At 60.3% G+C, this 20647-nt stretch carries 16 protein-coding genes; 7 read left to right on the plus strand and 9 right to left on the minus strand.

All coding sequences use genetic code 11. The features are described 5' to 3' along the window. Window positions 1-71: 71 nt before the first annotated feature. The gene (locus ACZ5YV_RS15060; protein WP_464789878.1) at window positions 72-2453 is read right to left on the minus strand and encodes a TonB-dependent receptor; all 2382 of its coding nucleotides are present in this window, start codon (window positions 2451-2453) and stop codon (window positions 72-74) included. Window positions 2454-2781: 328 nt separating this feature from the next. On the opposite strand from ACZ5YV_RS15060, the gene ACZ5YV_RS15065 reads away from it, so the two are divergent. After that, window positions 2782-3096, plus strand: coding sequence for an NIPSNAP family protein (locus ACZ5YV_RS15065; protein ID WP_196227133.1), 315 nt, complete (start codon window positions 2782-2784; stop codon window positions 3094-3096). 85 nt (window positions 3097-3181) lie between these two features. Here ACZ5YV_RS15065 and ACZ5YV_RS15070 read toward each other — a convergent pair whose 3' ends face one another. From ACZ5YV_RS15070 to ACZ5YV_RS15105, 8 genes are all read right to left on the minus strand, one after another. Beyond that, window positions 3182-4117, minus strand: a complete 936-nt coding sequence (locus ACZ5YV_RS15070) for an aldo/keto reductase (protein WP_464789879.1) — start codon at window positions 4115-4117, stop codon at window positions 3182-3184. A 16-nt stretch (window positions 4118-4133) separates the two neighbouring features. Next, the gene (locus ACZ5YV_RS15075) at window positions 4134-4694 is read right to left on the minus strand and encodes a VOC family protein (RefSeq protein WP_449468945.1); all 561 of its coding nucleotides are present in this window, start codon (window positions 4692-4694) and stop codon (window positions 4134-4136) included. A 126-nt stretch (window positions 4695-4820) separates the two neighbouring features. Beyond that, a complete protein-coding gene (locus ACZ5YV_RS15080) occupies window positions 4821-6149 on the minus strand; it encodes an aromatic ring-hydroxylating oxygenase subunit alpha (RefSeq protein ID WP_464789880.1) in 1329 nt (442 codons plus the stop codon). A gap of 209 nt (window positions 6150-6358) precedes the next feature. Beyond that, window positions 6359-6967, minus strand: a complete 609-nt coding sequence (locus ACZ5YV_RS15085) for a CoxG family protein (RefSeq protein ID WP_464789881.1) — start codon at window positions 6965-6967, stop codon at window positions 6359-6361. A 13-nt stretch (window positions 6968-6980) separates the two neighbouring features. Beyond that, complete coding sequence (locus tag ACZ5YV_RS15090; protein ID WP_464789882.1) at window positions 6981-8603, minus strand: FAD-dependent oxidoreductase; 1623 nt, start codon at window positions 8601-8603, stop codon at window positions 6981-6983. Between the two features lie 54 nt (window positions 8604-8657). After that, entirely contained in the window at window positions 8658-10262 is a 1605-nt protein-coding gene (locus ACZ5YV_RS15095; RefSeq protein WP_464789883.1) for a GMC family oxidoreductase, read from the minus strand. Window positions 10263-10469: 207 nt separating this feature from the next. Continuing rightward, window positions 10470-10796 (minus strand): Rieske (2Fe-2S) protein, encoded by a 327-nt coding sequence (locus ACZ5YV_RS15100; protein WP_196227127.1) that lies wholly within the window; start codon window positions 10794-10796, stop codon window positions 10470-10472. Further along, window positions 10793-11557 (minus strand): SDR family NAD(P)-dependent oxidoreductase, encoded by a 765-nt coding sequence (locus ACZ5YV_RS15105; protein ID WP_464789884.1) that lies wholly within the window; start codon window positions 11555-11557, stop codon window positions 10793-10795. The genes ACZ5YV_RS15100 and ACZ5YV_RS15105 overlap by 4 nt, the downstream gene beginning before the upstream one ends. 288 nt (window positions 11558-11845) lie before the next feature. Between ACZ5YV_RS15105 and ACZ5YV_RS15110 the strand changes: the two genes are divergently transcribed. The 6 genes from ACZ5YV_RS15110 to ACZ5YV_RS15135 all read left to right on the plus strand — a co-directional run bounded on the left by ACZ5YV_RS15110 (window position 11846) and on the right by ACZ5YV_RS15135 (window position 20526). Next, window positions 11846-12694, plus strand: a complete 849-nt coding sequence (locus ACZ5YV_RS15110; protein ID WP_464789885.1) for a TetR/AcrR family transcriptional regulator — start codon at window positions 11846-11848, stop codon at window positions 12692-12694. Window positions 12695-13122: 428 nt separating this feature from the next. Further along, window positions 13123-15471 (plus strand): TonB-dependent receptor, encoded by a 2349-nt coding sequence (locus ACZ5YV_RS15115; protein WP_464789886.1) that lies wholly within the window; start codon window positions 13123-13125, stop codon window positions 15469-15471. Then, window positions 15471-16049, plus strand: coding sequence for a VOC family protein (locus ACZ5YV_RS15120; RefSeq protein WP_464789887.1), 579 nt, complete (start codon window positions 15471-15473; stop codon window positions 16047-16049). Before ACZ5YV_RS15115 ends, ACZ5YV_RS15120 begins: the two co-directional genes overlap by 1 nt. Then, window positions 16046-17563, plus strand: a complete 1518-nt coding sequence (locus tag ACZ5YV_RS15125; protein WP_464789888.1) for an FAD-dependent oxidoreductase — start codon at window positions 16046-16048, stop codon at window positions 17561-17563. The genes ACZ5YV_RS15120 and ACZ5YV_RS15125 overlap by 4 nt, the downstream gene beginning before the upstream one ends. Window positions 17564-17615: 52 nt before the next feature. Next, on the plus strand, window positions 17616-19046 hold the full coding sequence (locus ACZ5YV_RS15130) for a long-chain-fatty-acid--protein ligase (protein ID WP_464789889.1): 1431 nt from the start codon (window positions 17616-17618) through the stop codon (window positions 19044-19046). Window positions 19047-19071: 25 nt separating this feature from the next. Beyond that, window positions 19072-20526, plus strand: a complete 1455-nt coding sequence (locus ACZ5YV_RS15135; protein ID WP_464789890.1) for an acyl-CoA reductase — start codon at window positions 19072-19074, stop codon at window positions 20524-20526. The last annotated feature ends 121 nt before the right edge of the window (window positions 20527-20647 follow it).

Here is a 20647-nt window from a genome sequence, read left to right on the forward strand (position 1 = left end):
CTTGTCGTTCTTCGGCTCTGAGCATTGCAGGGAGGGTCTGGCCCCGCCTGCCGCTCAGAGCCGAGGCTCGATCAAAAACGCGCCGTCAGCGATGCGCCCCACTGGCGGCCAGGCGACGGATTGGCGAATTCGATGAAAGTGCCTACCGCGTCACCGGAGGTATATCCATCATATGTCGTGTTGTTGGTGACGTTCTTCACAAAGCCGGCCAATTCGACGGTCGTGTTGCCCGCGACGGGCAGCTCATACCGAACGCCAAGATCGATTTTCGTGACGGGCGGGATCGAGCCGCGAGGATCGTTCAGCACGTCGGTTTCATAGCGACTGGTGTGGAAGATCGCCGCATTGAGCCCCACAGTGCCCGGACCCGCCGAGAAGCTGTAGTCCGATATGGCGCCTGCGGTCCATTTGGGAACGCGCCGCAGTTTTAGGCCGCTCAGATCCGCCGGACCTTGGCCCAGATCTCCGAAGAAATCCTTATATTTGGCGTCCAGATAACCGACCGACCCGGTGATCGTCCAACCGCGCATCGGTGCGAGGGCCAGCTCTGCTTCAAAGCCCTTATACTGCGCCTTGGCCACGTTGAGAGTGGTGGCGACATTGGTCGTACCCACGACCTGGAGGACATTTTCCTGCTTGTCATCCAGAGTATTGTGGAAAGCCGACAGGTTCAGGCGAACGCGCTTGTTGAAGAGTTCGGTCTTGAGGCCGATTTCATAGGCCTGCATCGTCTCCGGCTCATAGGCCTGAACGGCGGTGACCAGATTGCCGGGGCGTCCGTTGAACCCGCCAGTGTTGTAGCCCTTGCTATATTGCGCATAGGCAAGAATGTCGGGCGTGAACTTATATTGCAGATTGACCTTCGGCGTGAACTTCTTGAACTTCGCGCGGCCTGTGACCTGGCCAACAAGTGGACCGATCGCGTCGTTGTCACGAGTGTCCGAAACTATTGGCGCCCAGAGGCTGTAATCCGTCGTCTTCTTGTCCCAGGTCTGACGGCCGCCGACGGTCAGGCGCAACTTATCTGTGATGTCGTAGTCGGCCTGAAAGAACAGGGCGAAAGTCTTGTTGGTCTGGAACGTGCGATAGCGGTTCAAAGAATTGAGGAACGCTACGCCCGGCGGTGTCGAAAAAGTCGGCAAGCCGTTGGTCAGAATGACATCTCCATTTGCATCCATGTCCGGCAGCACAGCCGCGTCCAGCGACGGGTTCTGCTTTTCGGTGTACCGGTAATTCATATAGAATGCACCGGCCACGATGTTGAAGGGGCCTGAGAAAGATGTCGCGAAACGCGCTTCCTGCGAAAACTGCTTCGCATCGACCGATGCCTTGTCGCGGAACAGGGCGAAGCGCGTCGCGTCGAAGTCGCTGGTCTGCCGTTCGTGGAATTCGCGATATCCGGTTAGGGACGTGAACTTCACTTCATCGGTCAGGTCATAGGAAATTTCACCAGTGGCTGCGGTGAGACGCAGGGACGCTGGCAGCTGAGTGGTTTCGACTTCATTCTTGCCCTGGTCCAGATCGCTCAAGGGACGGCAGATGATCTGCGTCGCGGGATTGAGACAAGTGGAGTTCAGGCCGCCGAAATAGCCGGGGATGGGATAGGCAATAAGATCGGGGACAGGCGTGGCCACATAGGGTGGGATGGCGCTGTCATTTTCCAGCCGGTCGAAAGCGACATAGATGTTGAGCCTGTCCGTGGGCGTCGCGACTGCGGCCAGCGAATATTGCCGGACGTCGCGATCCCCTTCGCGGCCGCCGTCCACGATGTTGCGGAACTGACCATTGTCCTTGCGTACAGCGATGGTTGCCTTGACGGCCAGTATATCCTTGACGACTGGCGCCATGATATAGCCTTCATAGTCGTTCTGGCCAAAGCTGCCGATGGTGAAGCGAACCTTTCCGGTCGTGTCGGCGGATGGGTCTGGACGAAGGCGCACGACGTTGATCGATCCGCCCGTCGTGTTCTTCCCGTTCAGAACGCCTTGAGGACCGCGCAACACCTCCACGCGCTGCACATCGAACGCGTCGATCAAAGCGCCGCGCTGAAATGCGATGGGAATGCCGTCCAGGGTGATGCCGATGCCCGGCTCCACGCTGGGCAGGACGTCCTGAATGGAAATGCCGCGCAAGCTGATCTGCGGCACATCGACGGCTGCACCTGAACGTGTGACGGTCATGCCCGGCACGAGGCCGCGAAGGCCGGTCAGGCCATCGACGCGGGCCTTTTGAAGCGTGTCATTGCTGAATGCGGAAACGGAGACAGGCACACTTTGAAGTGGCTCGGCACGCTTCTGCGCGGTCACGATGATGTCCGAAAGTCCTTCGGATTGCTGCGGCTGATTGGCTGCGGTCGCGTCCGGCGCTTGCTGCGGCTCGGCGGCCAATGCCGCGTGAAAGCCGCCCAACGCAGTTGCGATCGCTATCGCCGACGAAAATGCCAGGCCTCGCATATGCCCTCCCCATTCAACGCTGATTTTTGATCCGATGTGGCCGCGACTCTTTCTGAATCGACTTGTCGCTACACAAGTGTGCTAGCTAACTGCTTTTCGCAGGAGGGTCAACAGCGAAGGGGCCGCGACAAGCGCTTATGAGCATTTTTATCTGACATATGACGCTTATTTTTTCTTCTCGCGCCCGGTTATGGGGCTATCCCTGTCAGGCGATCGGCCGATCCCTGATGCATCATGTCGTCGCTTGAATATCAGACGTTCGTCATTTATCGTAAGATTATGCGGTGAGAGCCAGGCTCCGACCGCGATCGCAAGGAGTGGATATCAGATGAGCGTTTATCTTCAGGCAACGTTGGAACTCGATTATGAGACGCTTCCCGTCTTTTTGAACATAGTTCCGGAGATGAAGCGCATCGCCGAAGGCGCGGGTTGGGAGATGATCGCGGGGCTCGTCACCAAGATCGGGCGGGCGAATACCGTCATCCATCTTTGGAAATTGCCGGACATGAATGCTTTCGATGCCGGTATCCAGGCCATGGCGAGCGCGCCTGAAGGTGGCAAAATCTATCAGGAGATCTGCCGCAGCGGCGCGAAGGAAACGCTGATCTTCGCTGATGCAGCGCCCTATTCACCAGCGCATTGACGCAAAGCCGAAAATGAATCGGCGGGAGGCTTAGAGCTTCCCGCCGTTTTTCTTATCAGCCGCAGTGACGGGGGACCGTCGCTAATTACAGCTGATCCAGCTCCACCATTATGTCTTGCGGCAAAACTGTCATGCAGGCCTGCGCATTGGCGTAAACCTGTTCAGGCTTGGTCGCCCCGGCAATCACGGATGAGACGAAGGGCTTTGCGGCGAGCCAGCCGAGGGCCAGCTTCACCATCGGGATGCTCGATTTACGGGAAATCTCCCCGAGACGGCCGACCTTCTCAAACCGTTCCGGCGTCAGGAACTTGTCGAAGAAGGGTATCTGCTTGAGGGTTTCCAGACGGCCCGAACTGTCGTCGCCACCCAGATATTTGCCCGTCAGCAACCCGTTGGCGAGGGGGAAGTAAGGCAGAAACCCGACGCCATTGGCGACCATCAAGGGCGCAAGTTCACTTTCGACATCGCGTGCCAGCAGGCTATATTCGGATTGGCATGATATGAAAGCCGCACGATGGGTGGCTCCGGCTGCGTCCAGTGCTTCAGCCAGTTGGGTGGCGCTGTGGTTCGCACAGCCGACATAGCGCACCTTACCTTCCTGGATCAGCTGGTCGAATGCGGCCAGCGTTTCGCCGATCGGGACGTTCGCGTCAGGATAATGTAACTGATAGAGATCAACATAATCGGTGCCCAAATTGGCCAGGCTTTCTTCCAGAGCCCGCCGGACATAAGCAGGGGCAGCGCCCTGATTATCGTCGCTGTCGCCAACCTTATCGCCCACTTTCGTGGCGATAATCACGGAATCCCGACGGCCGCGAAAAGCTTCGCCGAGGATGCGTTCCGATTCTCCGGGAGGAAAACCATAGTTGTTGGCGGTGTCGAAGAAGTTGATCCCGGCGTCCAGCGCAGCCAAGATTACTTCGAGGGATTTTTCCTTGTCGAGGAACCAGCCGAAATTATTGCAGCCAAGACCAGCAATAGAGACTTTAAGGTCGGATTTCCCGAGATTACGCTTTTCCATGTCGAGAATATCCCCTTCAGGGTTGGCCGTATATGTAGCGGATGGGATCGGACCCGTCCCAGCCTTCGGCGGCATCCCGCACCATCTTGTAAAAGTCGCTGACAACAGCCTCTTCATAGAATTCGGTCAGCATGCCGAACTCCTTACGCGTGTCCATCATCGCATAAGGGCTGGGTTTGGAGTCGCCGAGCGGTGATACGACGGAATAGAGAATGTTATCAAAGCCCTTGCTTTCATAATCCTTGATCGCCGCGTGAATGTCATCGACGAACACCGTCATATGGTGCAGGCCGGGACCACCTGTCGGATAAAGCTCGCTATAGGCCGATGGCGTGTCACAATGCTGTTCCACCAGTTCGACCATCACGTCGCCCCACTGGCCGACGACACCTGTCGTATCGAGGTCGATTTCCTTGCCGCGATAGGTTTGCAGGTCATGGGGAAGGTGCGCGAGCACAAAGAAGGGGCCAGAGCCGAATCGGGCCATGTGCCGACGCGCCCATTCGATCGCGTCCGGCACGACGAATGCGATCTGCCGCACCTTCTTGAGTTGGCCTGAAACAGGGTCCAGGAACATTGAGCCTCTCCTTATCTTTAGAGCGCCGCCCGTGGGTGCGGGCGCACGTCTTGCGTTTCGCCAGCTACCGGACGACATCCGTTACACCAAAGGCGCTGCGGACGCGTACGCCCGCAGCGCCGTTCGTCATTCAGCGGCGATGGACATCCCATTTTCAGCGATCAGTTGATCGATACGGTCGTGATAGTGGGAAATCCGCTTTTCCTGACCGGCCAGTTCCGCGCCATTCCAGCCGCGCGAATGCATGCCGCGCTGCTGCGCCTCCATGATACCCGCGTCGCCATCGAGCGTGATACCAAGGCTCCCTTCGCCGAAGTTGCGCCATTCACGTTCAACAGGCGCACGCGCGGTGTCAGCCACGCCCCCCGCCGAGGTCAGCATCTTGGTGAAGAAATCCTCTGAACCCGTCGCATAGAACCAGGTGTCGAAGGTGCATTTTTCCGGGTCGGTCGGATGCGGCCAGGCGCGCAGGAACAGCATGCCGTCCGAAAAACAGGTCAGCGTCAGATTGGGGAAGATCGAATAGAGGAAGGTATCGGTCAGCTGCGCGTCTTCCATCCGGTCATAATGGCTATGGCCGCGTTCGACGCCCAGCTTCCGCTTTTGCGCGATGATCGCTTCCCGGATCGCCAGCGGTTTGTCCTTGAAATCTTCCGGCTGCAATTCCCAGGTCTTGAGGTCCTGGATCAGATACTCGTCGATCGCCAGCTTGCCATCGGGCAGATAGCGCGAAGGCTGGCTGCCCGGCGTCACAAGGCGCGCATGTCCGTTTTTCAGCGTTTCGATGACCGCCGTCACATAATAGGGCTCGTTCACATACAGCCCCTCCGGATGCGCGGTGGGGATGTGATATGTTTCGCGGAAATTGTCCGAAATGATCTTCCAGTTGCAGGGCATCCGCACCGATATGGCCTGGGTGCAGTGCATCTGCTCGAAGGGATAGCGCGCCAACGGCTCGTACAGTTCGCCCAGATACTCCTTGAGAGGCATCGGGTTGGCGTCCATGTTCACCCAGACGAAGCTGGCGAAGGTCTCGCTGTTGATCTCGGCGAGCCGCTTGCGTCCGCATGGGGAGCCTGCGGAGAAGTCCTCCGGGTCCTGCGCGCCGATGCACTCGCCTTCCAGCGACCATTTCCAGCTGTGATAGGCGCATGTGAAAGACGGCATGGACCCTTCCGCCACGGACACCAGCTTGTTCCCGCGATGCTGGCATACATTGTAGAAGGCCTTGATGCCGCCATCTTCCTGACGCACCACCAGAATGGATTCCGTGCCAACCTCCTCCACCAGGAAGTCGCCCGGCTCAGGAATCTGGTCTTCGCGGCACACCACAAGCCAACTCTTGGTCCAGACCGCATCCCACTCCCGCCCCGCGAAGTCGCGGTCGAAATAGCGCCAGCCCTGAAGTTTCGAAGAACGTCCGGCTCCCGCCTCGGCGACCAGATTTTCCGTCATTTCCATCTCCTGTCGATTCAATCCAGGCGCACCTCGGCGCGCTGATCCTGTTTCCAATCGTCCAGCTACATCCAACGGCCCGCTTTACGCGCAGTAGGCAAGAGGCGGCCAGGTTCCGGACGATCATGCATAACGGACATTTGTCCGTCAATAGCGGAGTATCCTTCCTTCGCGGAGTCCGCGCCTTCACGGCAGACCCCGCGCAAGATTTATCCTTGTGACGGCTTGTCCACCGCCTGGGCGATCTTCATCGCCAGATCTTCAGCAACCGGCTTCAGCATCGGTCCCAGCAGCAGGTTGAGGACCGGGCCGGTGGCTCCGCCCGCCTGAACGTTCAGCCGGAAAGTGATCTGCGTGTTCGGATCGCCCGCATCTGCCACAGGCGCTGCCGCTTGCACATCGACGCTGTTGGTGACGCGCCGCAGCAACCAGCGGGACAAGCGTTCCCACAATCTGCTCAGCCAGCCGCCGGAAGAAGAATGTGCGGGGACGGCGGCGGGTGGCGCGGCATTCGCCATGCCTCCGCCCAGGTCGATCGCCAGAAACTCGCCCGAGCCGGTGACAGGTTCCTGCAAACCCTGCATCACGAAGGTCACGCGGCTAGGCTCGTTCCATTCCGTGACCTGAACCTTGAACTCCGCGCTGCGGGTCAGGCCGCCCAGTTCGCCCTTCACAACCCAGATGGATTCATCGCGGTTGATCTTCTCGTGGCGCTGATACCCTGTGAGGAACGGCGCCCAATTGTCCATGTCCTCGACGAAATTCCAGACCTGAGGCAGGGAGGCGGTGACCTTTGTGGTATGTTCGACTTCGGGCAATGTCGCCTCCTTTTCAGAACCTGTTGACGCTGGACGCCGCCTCGCGTCCGGCGATGTGGCCGAAGACCAGGCCCGGCCCGATCGTGGCCCCGGCGCCGGGATATGCCATGCCGGTGAACCCGCCGGAGACGTTCCCTGCCGCGTAAAGGCCGGGGATGCGGCCGCCCCTGACGTTCACCACTTCCGACTTGGCGTTGATCTTCGGCCCGCCCTTGGTGCCGAGAACGCCGGAATAGACCCGGCAGGCGTAGAAGGGGCCTTGCTGGATCGGTCCTAGCGACTGGAGCGCACCTTCGCGTGACGGGTCGCCATAATGACGGTCATATTTGCTCCGGCCACGGTGGAAGTCGGGGTCCTCACCCCGTTCGACATTCGCGTTGAAACGCGTGACCGTGTCTTCAAGGCCATCGGGATTTACGCCGATTTTCTCCGCCAGTTCGCGCAGCGTTGGCGCGGATTCGAGCCATGCCGGAATCGGATCGCCAGGATAGCGCGTTCCGAACGGATATTTGTCGAGGAAGGTCGAACCGAGGATGATCCAGGCGGGCAGGTTCGGATAGTCGAATGCCACGGGATCGAAGTTGCGGAAGGAGCGGCCAACGTCATTATAATTGTGGGCTTCGTTGACGAAGCGCTTGCCTGCGCGGTTGACCATGATCGAACCGGGGGAGGCTCTTTCGCCGACCACCATGCGGTTGAGTTGCTGCCCTTCATATTCGTCGCCGGGGATGCGGATCATCGGCATCCACCAGGCTTCATGGGCGTTCGCCATACTGGCTTGCGCCTCGGCCGCCATGATCAGACCGTCGCCCTCGTTGAAAGGCGGGCTGAGCGGACCTTCGATGGGAGCGCCCATCAGGTCGGTCGCCATGTCCTTGTTCCATTCAAAGCCGCCGCTTGCCAGAATGACGGCGCGACGGGCGCCGATGCGGACCATGCGGCCATCCTGTTCGACCTCAATGCCCACAATGGCGCCATCGTCGATCACCAGGCGGCGGCCACGGGCATTGCGGCGAAACTCCACACCCTTGTCCACCGCGCCCTTGATGAGGCCCGCCATCAGCGCCATGCCGGTGCCCACCATGCCTTTGGCTAGGCGATCGCCGATGATCTCGGGGTCCAGCATATTGGTCCCGTCATCGATGTCGGTCATCGCAACAGGCAGCGGGAAGCAGGGGGCCGAACGCAGGTGCGCGCGCAGTTCCCCCAACTCGCCCGCGGGAAACAGGCCGGGGCTGACGGAGCGGCCGAAGGTGCCGCCGGGATGTTCGGGGTGATAATCAGGCGTCTTGAGCGCCCGGAACGCCAGCTGGGTCTCTTGCTCCAGATAACGCAGCACGCCTGGCGCTTCATCGACATAGGTTTCGGCGAGTTCGATATCCATTTTGCCGAGCGAAAGGCTGCGAAGATAGGTGAGCGCCTGTTCGCGCGAGTCGGTCGTCCCTACCTCGTGCATGTGGTGATTGTTGGGGATCCACGGCACGCCGCCTGACACGGCGCTCGTCCCGCCCAGCTTGTCGCTGCGTTCCAGCACCAGCGTCTTGCAGCCGCGATGCTGAGCCGCGATCGCGGCGGAAACGCCCGCCGCGCCGGAGCCCATGACCACCACGTCGAAAACCTCATCCCATACCGGCATTATAGCTCTCCAGTCGCTCGCGGTTCGCGCCGCGTCCTATGTCTTTTACACTTGTCACGCATGGCTGCGGCCCTTGATCAGGTCCGCCGCCTTTTCGCCGATCATGATGGCGGGCATGTTCGTATTCCCGCCGACGAGAGTCGGCATCACCGACGTATCGGCCACCCGTAGCCCGCCAATGCCCCTGACCCGCAGGCTGGCATCGACGACGCTGTCATCGTCCGATCCCATCTTGCACGTACCGGCCGTGTGATAATCCGCACTTGCGTTGGCACGGATGAAGGCGTCGATCTGGCTGTCAGTCTGAACAGACGCGCCCGGCGACAATTCATCGCCACGATAGGGATCGAAGGCGGCCTGTCCGAAAATCTGGCGGCACACACGGATGCCGTTGCGGAAATCGACCATGTCACGGGTGTCGCTAAGGTAGCGGTGATCCACGACCGGCGCGGCATGCGGGTCGGGCGAAGCCAGCGTCACATGCCCACGGCTGTGGGGGCGGACGACGCAGACATGCGCCATGAAGCCGTGACGCGGCATCAAGCCTGTCAGCGTGTCATTCATCAGCGCCAGCACGAGCGAGAGCTTTATGTCCGGTTCAGCGATGCCCGGTTGCGATCGCACATAGGCGACCGCTTCCATGCCCGTGCTGGCGAGCGGCCCCGTGCGGAAAGCCAGATATTGCGCAAAGGCCAGCGCGCCCTTCAGCGGGCTGACATATTGATAATGGGATACCGGCTGCGTCACCGCCTGCTTCACATAGGTGGACAGATGGTCCTGAAGATTCTGACCAACGCCGGGCAGATTATGGACCGGGTCTACGCCGACCTGCGACAGGGCCGAGGCGTCACCGATGCCGGACAGCATCAGAAGCTGGGGCGAATTGATGCCGCCGCCGCAGAGGATCACCTCGCCGCCCGCGCGGAGGTCAAGCTCCTGCCCTTTTTCCCGGATGCGAACGCCGACGGCGCGGCCATTTTCGACCAATATCTTGAGCACTTGCGCGCCCAGACGCACTTCCAGGTTCGAACGCGAGCGGAACGGCTTGATATAGGCGGTCGCCGCGCTCCAGCGGCGGCCCCGGCTGACGAACATGTCGACGGGACCGGCGCCATCGCGAACCGCGCCGTTGGTGTCGTCATTATAAGGGTAGCCAGCTTCTTCGCAGGCTTGCAGGAACGCCTTGGCGAGTGGATTGTGGACGCCGGGGCGGCTGATCCTGACCGGTCCGGAGTGACCGTGCCACCGCGCGTCCCCGCCCGGCTCGTAACTTTCGGCCCGCTTGAAATAGGGCAGCACATCCTCATAGGACCAGCCGGAATTGCCCAGCGCCGCCCACCGATCATAGTCGCTCGGCGTGCCTCGATCATAGATCATGCCGTTGATCGAGCTGCCGCCGCCCAGAACCTTGCCACGGGGGAGAAAAAGGACGCGGTCGTTCAGCTCCTCCTGCGGCGCGCTCCTGTAGTTCCAGCTATGCTTGCCCGACGTCAAAAGCGGCATCAGCCCGCCGGGCGCATGGATGAGGGGATCACGGTCAGTGCCCCCCGCCTCAAGCAGGATCACCTTGTGGCGGCTGTCTTCCGACAGACGGTTGGCGACGGCGCAGCCCGCCGCTCCCGCGCCCACAACGATATAGTCCGCGTTCAATGCCCGCACTCCGGCAATGAGGTCCGTTCATCGTAAAGGGGAGCCCCGCTACAACGGCCGACCAGCGCACAGTGGCGGAAATGCAAATGACCTTGCAACGATCCTACTCCTTCAGGACGTATTTCGCCCCAATTTTTCCCCGGACGCCGTGATGCGCCCCGACCCACTTTATGCGACCCTTGTCACATTAGGCAATGGCGGCCGACCGCAGCTGTCTCAACTTACCTCCGCAGGCACCGCGACCTCTACCTGGCCATCCACGACACGTGTTTCAAATGTACGGAGCGGCTTGTCCGTCAGCTGACCCTTGGGATTTCCGGTTCGCAGATCGAAAGGCATGCCATGTTCCGGACACAGCACCATGCAGCGCCTGATGCGTCCTGCCGCCAGGGAAAATGCGCGATGCGTGCATTCATTCTGCACACAAAAAAACTCTCCGTCCGCATGGCACAGCAGAAGGTCCAGGCCGTTCACTGTTATCGGCTTGCTGCTATTGTTCGGCAGATCGGCGGCCGCAGCGACGGGAAGGAAGTCGGCGCTCATGCTATGGTCAAGCCTCCATCAACGACAAATTCAGCACCCGTCACATAGGACGCCTCTTGCGATGCCAGGAACAGGGACATGTTCGCGACATCTTCCGGCCGGCCCAATCGACCAAGCGGGATCGGCGCTGTCGCCGCGTCGATAGCGGCCGGATCGCCCTGAAGCAATTGGTCGACCATCGGCGTTTCGATCGTGCCGGGGTGCACAGAATTGCACCGGATGCCATAGGGCGCTTCATCGAGCGCGACACTTTTGGTCAGCGCACGAACAGCCCCCTTGGTAGCGGCATAAGCAGCGCTTCTGTGAACGCCCGTCAATGCGGCAATGGACGAGATATTGACGATGGAACCGCCGCCATTGGCGCGCATGTGCGGAATCACCGCCTGGCAACCCAGGAAAGCGCCCCGCAAATTGATTTCGAAAAGGCGGTCAAGCATGGCAACGGGTGTGTCAGAAACATATGCCGCATGATAGATGCCCGCATTGTTCACGAGAATGTCGATCTGCCCGAACCGTTTGAGGACGTCGGCGGCGAGTTCCTGCCACCCTTCTTCCTGACGGACATCCTGCGATCGCGACGACGCAACGCCGCCTTCCTGCGTGATGGAAGCCGCCACCGCCGCAGCGCCCGCTTCGTCAAGGTCTGTCAGGATCACCGACGCGCCTTCCCGAGCGAACAGACGGGCGGTCGCCGCGCCCATGCCGTGCATCGAGCCAGCGCCTGTGATAATTGCCGTCTTGCCAGACAGTCGACTGCCCAACGCACCTCTCCCTACAGCCCGCTCCATACCCGGCGTGATCGATCACCACAGCCTTTCAGAGACAGACAAATGTCATATAAGGACCATCTATCGCGACAGCGGAAAGCTGTAAAGGGATATCGTGCGCTAGGATACTATTTTTGCAACATCGGAGTTGATAGCCGTTGTCGAACCGACTTCACTTGAAACCTCACCCCGCTATGATATGGTTCAATGATGAAAAAACAGGGACTGGCGCCGCTCCAAGGTAAAGCGGAGAAAATATCGGCGAAGATCAAACCTCACAGTTTGAAAACAGATTCCGAGCCCAATACCCTTCAGTTTCTTCAAAGCGAGTTGCTTTCCGAACGGGAGAAGCTGGGGCAGCGCGCGCCAGGCAGAGCCCGCGTCGACCGGATCATCGAAGCGACGATTGAACTGCTCAAGGCGCATAAGCCAGCTGACATCTCCATCGCCATGATCGCCGACCATGGTGGCATCACCCGGACATCCATCTATTCCCACTTCGCCAGCGTAGACGAGATATTAGGCCAGATCGCGATCCGGTTCGTCCAGCAGACTGGTGTCGAAGTGGAGCGCTATGTTCGGCGGCGCAAGCCGGAAAGCCTGGAGCAATTGGTCACGTTGATGATCAAGGGCATCCAGGATTATTTCAACCAACCCAATCCCGCCAAGCCGGGCGCCCTGGCCCGTCACATCCCGTTCGAATCCCGCCATCTGGTGCGGGATTTCGACAAGGTTGCTGCCCTGCCCTACCACACTTTGTGGCATACGGGCTGGGCGATCGAACCGCTGTCGGAAGAAGACCCGTTCCGCACCCTTGTCATCATCCAGTCAGCCATTTTCGAAGCCAGCATCCAGCAGAAGGGCAAGATCACGGATCTGGCGGTAAAGCAGGCGACAGAAGTCGCGCTGGATTTTCTCGCTCGGGCCGAAGCGCGTTACGGTGCAGCGCCGGAAGAAACCACGACCGCAGAGCCCACGCCGGAAGACAGAATAATGGCGGCCGCTCGAACCCTGGCCGCGCACGACGACCCGGCCCTCATCGAGATGGCCATAGCGCAGATCGAATTGCTCGCGTCCACGGTCACCAAATTGGCAGCCAAGCCCGCGGCAAGGCGTCGCAAGAAAGCGTGAATTAAGCAATGCCGACGCTGTGTCGGCACTTCCGCTGAAGCTCCCCGGCACGATCGCTCGGCCGGTGGGCGGGTGGCGGTGAAGGACGAGTCGTTCGCCTTCCCATCACCGCCCGCATCTCCCTAACCCGGCATCCGTCCGATTACGGCATCGTTCCGCGCCCATGATGCCGAGGCGGTGAGCGGCGGCGCGGCTCCCCTGTCGCCCCCTTTGTCCTTGCTTTTCAATGTCCGACAAGCGTCATATATTGGTCAGCTGTCACCGGCTTGGTCCTACGGCCTATTATCCAACTTTCCATAATGTCCGGAATGGGTTTTCATATGATCCGTGGCTGTCGCAGGACGAGTCATCGGTAATCAGATTTATAGTCGCGCGAAAAATGACGCGACAAACGGAAAACCGACAACAGACATAATGGAGGGGATAACATGCGGACCTTTACAGGAACTTCGTTATTGGCGCTCAGTTTGGGCGTGATGGCACCCGGCAATGCCCTGGCGCAAGCTTCAGGCGGATCGACACAGTCATCGTCGGCGGAACTGGCGGATATCATCGTCACCGCCCAAAAACGGGCCGTGCCGTTGCAGGATGTCCCCGTCGCCGTGACGGCTTTCACCGGTGAGGCTATGCGCGCGTCCAACCTGGATGCATTGACCGGGCTGCGCGGCATGGTGCCGGGCATGACGATCTCGCGCTCCGGCGCTGCGCTCAACACGCCGCAGATCAGCCTGCGCGGCATCTCGCTTCAAGATCCCAACCGCGCCGTTGAATCCGGCATCGGTTTCACCATCGACGGCATTCCGCTGGCATTTCAGCGGGGTACGCTGCTCGACGCGTTCGACATCGAACGACTGGAGATTTTGCGTGGTCCGCAGGGCCTGCTGTTTGGCCGCAACACGACCGGCGGAACGGTGAACGTCATCCGGTCCCGTCCCGATCCCGACGCTCCCGCAAGCGGCAGGCTGCGCGCGACGGTGGGCAGTTTCGGACGAACGGATTTTGAAGGTGTCATAATGGCGCCGATCATTCCCGGCCTGTTGGCGGTCAAGGGCGCAATCGCGGTCAAGAAGCATAAGGGTGAGTTCCGCAACAGCATCACCGGCGATCGCGAAGGCAAACGCGATATGCGGGATTACATGCTGTCGCTGGTCGCTACCCCTTCAGACCGGACCAGCATATACCTTTCGCTCGAGCGGATGGAGGATGATAGCGAAGTGCCGCCCTATGTGCCGGTCCTGACCCCCGACCTCATTCCACTGACCGGTCCCAAGCTGCTGACGGCCAATGGTCTGGGCACGCTGGGATATCCGACCTATGTCTCCGGGCAGAATATACAATGCCTCAATCCCGCGACCTCGATCGTTTGCAGGCCGCTCAGCAAGAAGCGTAATGACGTCGAGACGACGCAATTTCCGGCCTATTATAATCTGAATGCAGTAACATTGGAGGTCGCGCACGAACTTGATGGCGTCAAGTTGGTCAGCCTGTCGGGTTATCGCGAGGACGAAGAGGACCAGCTCGGTGACTTCGACGCGACCCGCTTTGCGATACAGCGTAACGACAAGCGGGAAAGCTCCTGGCAGTTTTCGCAGGAGCTGCGTGCGGAAACGCAGTTCGACGGCCCGATCAACTTCGTGGCTGGCGCATTCTTCATCGAATATGCGTTCACCGCGCGGCAGTTCCCGTCGGTCGATTTTGCCGGGCTGTCGGCGACTACCGCGCCGGGCACGGCCTATTTCAACTCGCTCAACGCCTATCGCATCCGGCAAAAGAGCCGTTCCTTCGCCTTGTTCTTCCAGGGTGACTGGGACATCACGGACAAGCTGCGCCTGACGGCGGGGGCGCGGCAGACTTGGGACCGCAAGCAGACGAACTTCACGCTTTGGGGAAGGCTACAGCAGCCGATCCGCGATCAGTTCGTGCTTGGCCCGCAGCAAGGGCCGGTGAGCGCTTCGGTCAAGTTCAACGAACTGACGCCGCGCATCGGGTTGCAATATGATGTGAAGCCCGACCTGCTCGTCTACGCCAACTGGAGCCGCGGCTATAATGCGGGCGGGTTCAATGGCCGCGCGGGAAGCATCGTCAACGCCGTCATCCCTTATCGTCCTGAAATCATGGATGCTTATGAAGTCGGCTTCAAGAGCGAATGGTTCAACCATCGGGTTCGCCTGAACGTCGCGGCGTTCCACAACACGCTGAAGGACAAGCAAGAAGATATCCTGACGGTCGCACCGGGCGGGGGCATTGTTACGGCGACGGTGAATGCAGCCAAGGCGCGGTACAAGGGCGTGGAGGCCGAACTGGCGGTGGTCCCTGTCGCCGGATGGACGATCACCGGATCGGCGGGCTATCTGGACGCGAAATATCTGAGTTTCGTCGGGAACCTTGCGGGTCAGGGCCTTGCGGACCTTTCGGACCTGAAGCTGCGCCGTACGCCTAAATGGACTGCGGGCCTGATCTCCGACTATGCTTTCGATCTGGGGGCAGGCCGGGCAGGACTTAATGCCGCGCTCTATTACACGTCGCGTTACGAAACGAGCGTTCTCAATGATCCACGCGGGTCCATTCCCCCGGTGACCAAGGTCGATCTGGCCATGCGTTACCAGTTCCCGGTGCATGACAAGTTGAACATGACGCTGACTGGCTTCGTCAAGAATGTGACGAACAACACCACTTATGACGGATTCACGTCCAGCAACACGATCGGGTCGTTCATCGACTTTGCGATCCCGTCGGTCGGCCGGACCTGGGGCGTGTCTCTGGCGGCAGACTTCTGATGGGATTGGAAGAACTCATCCCGCGCAATGAGAGGATGGCGCTGTTGCAGAATTGCTGGGTCGTGGCGGACCTGGACGATGCGATGGAGCGGTGGTTGTCCATGGGGGTCGGGCCGTTTTTCCGGCGCGACTCCGACTATCCTGACGCATTGTATCGCGGGCGGCCCGAGCCGCTCGCTTTCAGGGCGGCGCTGGCGCAGGCGGGGCCGGTCCAGATCGAACTGATCCAGCAGACGAGCAAGGGGCCGTCCGCCTATCGCGACATGGTTCCCGAAGGCCAGGTCGGCTTTCATCACATGTGCCGGATCGTTCACAATGTCGGCGAGGAAATCGGCCGCCTGAGAGCGCGAGGCATAGAGATGGCGAGCGAATTCCGGTCGGTCGGCGGGGCGCAGGTCGCCTATGCCGACACCCGCAATGAACTGGGCTGCATGCTGGAGCTGGTGCCCGCAGAGCCGGTGCTGATCAACCTGTTCCGCGACGTGGCCGAAGCCGCGCAAGAGTGGGACGGGACCGATCCCGTCCGCATGTTGGAACTTAAAGACGGCCCGGCCGCACAAGTGGGAGGATTACAGTGAAGACAGAGGCAGCCAAGACGCTGGACGAAGTCACGTTCGCGATGACGGCGGATGTTGTAATCGCCGGGCTGGGAGGGGCTGGCGCTTCCGCCGCGATTGCAGCGGCCGAAGCGGGCGCGGAGGTTCTGGTCATTGAAAGGACATCTGGCGGGGGAGGCTCCACCGCCATGTCCGGTGGGTTCATCTATCTGGGTGGCGGCACGCCTCCGCAAAAGGCCAATGGCTTTGCCGATACGCCGGAGAATATGGCCCGGTTTCTAAGGGCCACGCAGCCGAAGGCCGCAGTCGACAAGATCGAGGCCTATTGCGAGGGTAGCGTCGGCCATTATGACTGGCTGATGTCGCTGGGCGTCACGTTCAACGAACGCTATTTCGACGGCAAGCATTTCCACCCCCATAGCGATGAAACGCTGGTGTGGACCGGAAGCGAAGCCTGCTGGCCCCTGTCTGAAGCGGCGGAGCCTTTCCCGCGTGGTCACAAGCCGGGCGGTGGATTTGTCGGGCACCTGCTGTTCGACCGGTTGCTCCAGCGCCTGCACGAACTCAAGGTGCGCGTCGTCTACGATGCGGCGGTCAATGCTCTGGTCCGGGACGAGGCAGGCGCGGTTGTTGGCGTCCAATATCGGCAGGAAGGTCGCAATCTGGCGGTGGCGGCGCGCAAGGGTGTGGTGCTGGCGACCGGCGGTTGCGAGTGGGACCGGGAACTCGGCCTTGCCCATGGATCGAAAGCTGGACGGGAGGGCATCGCTCCGCTGGGCGTGCCGACCGCCGACGGATCGGGCATAGCGCTGGGCCAGAGCATGGACGCGGCGACCGTCGGGCTGGATCAGAGCATGATTACATCGCCCTTCTATCCGCCCGCCAGCCTGGTCAAAGGCATATTGGTGAACAGCCAGGGGCGCCGCTTCGTGGCGGAGGACGTCTATCACGCCTGGTCCACCGACGCGATTTTGAACCAGCCCGAGGGCAAGGCTTACCTGATCTGCGACAATGTCAATTTCGGACGGCCAGAGCTTGGCGACATCCGATCCGAGCGCAAGCATGAGGTCGTCGATGCATGGGACAATATACCGGAAATGGAAGCCGACCTTGGCATGCCTGAAGGGTCGCTGGTGGAGACGATCGGCAATTATAATCGCTATGCCGCGACAGGCTATGATGAGGAATTCCGCAAGAACCCCAAATGGCTCGCCCCCATTTCGGAGATACCCTTTGCCGCGATCGATTGTTCGGTAGGTTCCGCCTATTTCTGCTGCATCAGCCTGGGCGGCGTTGATACTGACGTCGATGGCCGCGCGCTGAAAGCCGATGGCACGCCTGTTCCCGGCCTTTACGCGGTCGGTCAGGTGGCCCCCAATCTGTCGGTGGAAGGCTGGGGCTATGCGAGCGGTCTGTTGATCGGCGGCGCGACCTTTTTCGGGCGCAGGGCGGGCAAGGCCGCCGCCGCCGAACCTGTCCGCCACGCTCTCAATCCCGGGCCGAAGCACCCCGAATTACCGGCAGATGTCGCCTGATCACGCGCGCGTGATCGGCCACCCCCCAAATCTAACATTTCAGGAGCATTTCATGACATCCACCCCGACGGCCAATCTCTACGAAAGATTGGAAGAAGATCCCTGGCGCTTCCTGGAGCTTAGCCAGGAGGAGCTGTTCGACCTGGATTATGCCGAAGTCGAAAAGATCCAGCTCGCCCTGTTCCAGCGGCGATTCCGGGACTTGAAGCCCAAATTGCGCGCGCTCCAACGTCTGGCCGATGAAGTCGGATTAGAGGAAATCAGCGGGTTCGACGACCTGACGCGTCTGGCCATGCCGCACACCATGTTCAAATCCTATTCCGCACTGGATGTGCAGAAGGCACGCTTCGACAAGCTGACCCGTTGGCTTCAAGCGCTTACGACGCACGACCTGTCCAGCGTTCATGCCGAACATTGCGAGTCGATCGAACAATGGTTGCTGGAAGTGGAGCGTTCGACGCCTCTACGGCCCGTCACTTCGTCGGGGACGAGCGGCAAGATTTCGCTCTTCCCCCTCAGTACCGTCGAAGAAACCCTGTTCGTCGACAAGAACACCTATATCGTCGAGCCATATCGCGACGAACCGGGCATTTACGCGAAGAGCGGCGAATATGTTTTCGTCTGTCCGTGGCCTTCCCGCTACGGCCGCCACAACATCCCGCTCATCATGCGGGTTCTGAAGGAAAATTGCTACGACGGCCGTGAGGATATGTTCATCACGCTGGATGATGGCACCCTGACTGCTGACGAGATGTGGTTGAACGGACGGCTGCAACGGGCACAGGCGCTGGGCGAGGAACTGGAACTGAGCCCGGCCGAGCAGGCAATCGCCAGTGCGCTGGCAACCCGTGCATCCAATGCGGACGAACGGTGGACCCGCTTTATCGAACATGCCGTGGTTGGCCTGAAAGGCCAGAAGGTCATGTTCTACGGGGCTCTCATGAACCTCTACCTCATGGCCGAGGCGTGCCGGAAGATGGACATCTTCGTGGAATGGCATCCCGATTCCATGATCATGACCGGCGGTGGAGCCAAAGGGTTCAGCTTCCCCGATGGGTGGCGCGATGTCGTTGCCGAACGCTTCCCGCATCATGTGCCGGGGCGCGTAAAGGAAGTCTATGGCATGACCGAATCCAGCTCGACAGCGGTCTGCTGCCCCAATGACAAGCTGCATCCCCTGCCCTGGGGCATCACGCACCTGATGGACCCGGCAACCGGCCAATCACTGCCGCGCACCGGCACGCAGACCGGACGCATGGTCGTGTTCGATCCCATGCCCACCACCTTCTGGGCCGGGGTCATCACGGGGGATCAGGTGACGGTCCATTTCGACGGTGGATGCGCATGCGGGCGCAAGGGTCCGTTTATGGACAATGACATCAACCGCATTTCGGAACTGAATGGCGGCGACGACAAGATCGTGTGCGCCCGCACGCCGCAGGCCTTCCAGAGCCTGGAAGATTTCCTGGCCAAGGCGTCCTGACCCAATCTGTCTCGGAGTATCGAAGATGAAAGAATATACTATCCCGCTCATCATCCGGGGCCGCATCATAGAAGATGACCTGGTCCGCTTTGAAGGACGCCGGGGAGAAATCGCGTTCCTGACCCCCGACGTGAACAAATATCTGGACCAGATCGTCCTGCGCAATGGCGCTGATCTTCAGGATTATTATTCCGTCAGCCTGGACAATATTCTCGACTTCCTCGAAGAATTGGGCCGCAGGCTGCACCCGGACACCAATCCCGACATTCGGCTGGCGCTGGAAATGAACATGCAGTCGTCGGGCCAGTCGCCCGACATATTGCGCACCGCCTATGTGTCCTTTGCCGCCAATCTGCGGCGGACCATTGTCGAGGAGGCCGTCGACCAGAATATCGGCCGCGACTATCTGGAAGGCTGGAAGCCGAGGTCACTGCATGACCGCGACGCTATGGTGCGCGCCTTTGGATCGCGCATCGTTCATCTGAACGCGGGCAATGCACCCAATGTTGCGTTGCACGCGGTCATCAACGGGGCCGTGCTGCGTTGTGACAATATCGTCAAAAGCCCGTCGAACGACCCCTTCACCGCCGTCGCCATCGCAAAGACGATGATCGCAATGGACCCCGATCATCCGATCACCCGCCACATGACCGTCGCCTATTGGAAGGGCGGGGACCTGGGCTTTGAGAAGAAGCTGTATGACACGCACAACATAGAGAAGATCGTTGCGTGGGGTGGCCCTGCGTCGATGAACCACATCCGCCAGCACCTGACCTCCGGTCTCGACCTGATCGCGCTCGATCCCAAGGTCAGCGCCTCGATCATTGGCGCAGAGGCGCTGGAATCAGAGGAGCAGATGGGCTGGGTCGCGCAGCAGTTGGCCAAGGATTTCGGCTATTTCAATCAGGAAGGCTGCGGCAACAGCCGCCTCGCCTATGTCGTATGCGGCAGTGATGATGCGTCGCTCGACCGGCTGAACCGCTTCGGCCGACTGGTGCATGAAGCGTTGCAGGCTCTGCCCGCTGCCTATAGCTCCCCTCACCCCGCGTTCGACCCGGTGTTGCGCGACGAGATAGAGGGCATCCGCTATTCCGACGATTATAGGGTGTTCGGCGTCAAGGCGAATGAGGGCGGCGTCATCGTGTCGCAGCAGGCGGAGGCGGTTGAGTTCAGCGACCGGATCGGTGGGCGCGTCATCAATATCATTCCCGTGCCGGACCTCGATGCAGCTGTGGCCGCCGTCACCATCCACACGCAGACCATCGGCATCTATCCCAATGCAGCGCAGGCGGAAATTGCCGACCGATGCATGTTGCGAGGCGCGCAACGCCTCTCACCACTGGGCTGCATCGCTTATGAAGGGCTGGGCTATCCGCATGATGCCATGGAAATCATGCGCAGGCTCGCCCGCTGGGGTGTTCGCGAGCAATTTGACGAAGCCGTTGCGGAAGCAGGCGCCGGGATGATGTGCGCCGCCTGACGAGGCGGGCACATTGCATGAAGGGGAGCGGGATCATAGATTCTCCGATTGGCCGCTCAATATTACGATCTTCCCCGATCGGGCGGCTCCGGTCAAAGCTCCCCTTCCTTTTTAACGCGCG

The sequence above is a fragment of the Sphingobium sp. TomTYG46 genome (genome assembly GCF_055396345.1).

Coding starts and splice junctions, on each gene's coding strand:
- ACZ5YV_RS15120 (WP_464789887.1), top strand. CDS start 15,471: ATGGGATTGGAAGAACTCATCCCGCGCAATGAGAGGATGGCGCTGTTG.
- ACZ5YV_RS15100 (WP_196227127.1), bottom strand. CDS start 10,796: ATGAGCGCCGACTTCCTTCCCGTCGCTGCGGCCGCCGATCTGCCGAAC.
- ACZ5YV_RS15075 (WP_449468945.1), bottom strand. CDS start 4,694: ATGTTCCTGGACCCTGTTTCAGGCCAACTCAAGAAGGTGCGGCAGATC.
- ACZ5YV_RS15080 (WP_464789880.1), bottom strand. CDS start 6,149: ATGACGGAAAATCTGGTCGCCGAGGCGGGAGCCGGACGTTCTTCGAAA.
- ACZ5YV_RS15060 (WP_464789878.1), bottom strand. CDS start 2,453: ATGCGAGGCCTGGCATTTTCGTCGGCGATAGCGATCGCAACTGCGTTG.
- ACZ5YV_RS15130 (WP_464789889.1), top strand. CDS start 17,616: ATGACATCCACCCCGACGGCCAATCTCTACGAAAGATTGGAAGAAGAT.
- ACZ5YV_RS15115 (WP_464789886.1), top strand. CDS start 13,123: ATGCGGACCTTTACAGGAACTTCGTTATTGGCGCTCAGTTTGGGCGTG.
- ACZ5YV_RS15070 (WP_464789879.1), bottom strand. CDS start 4,117: ATGGAAAAGCGTAATCTCGGGAAATCCGACCTTAAAGTCTCTATTGCT.
- ACZ5YV_RS15090 (WP_464789882.1), bottom strand. CDS start 8,603: ATGCCGGTATGGGATGAGGTTTTCGACGTGGTGGTCATGGGCTCCGGC.
- ACZ5YV_RS15065 (WP_196227133.1), top strand. CDS start 2,782: ATGAGCGTTTATCTTCAGGCAACGTTGGAACTCGATTATGAGACGCTT.
- ACZ5YV_RS15135 (WP_464789890.1), top strand. CDS start 19,072: ATGAAAGAATATACTATCCCGCTCATCATCCGGGGCCGCATCATAGAA.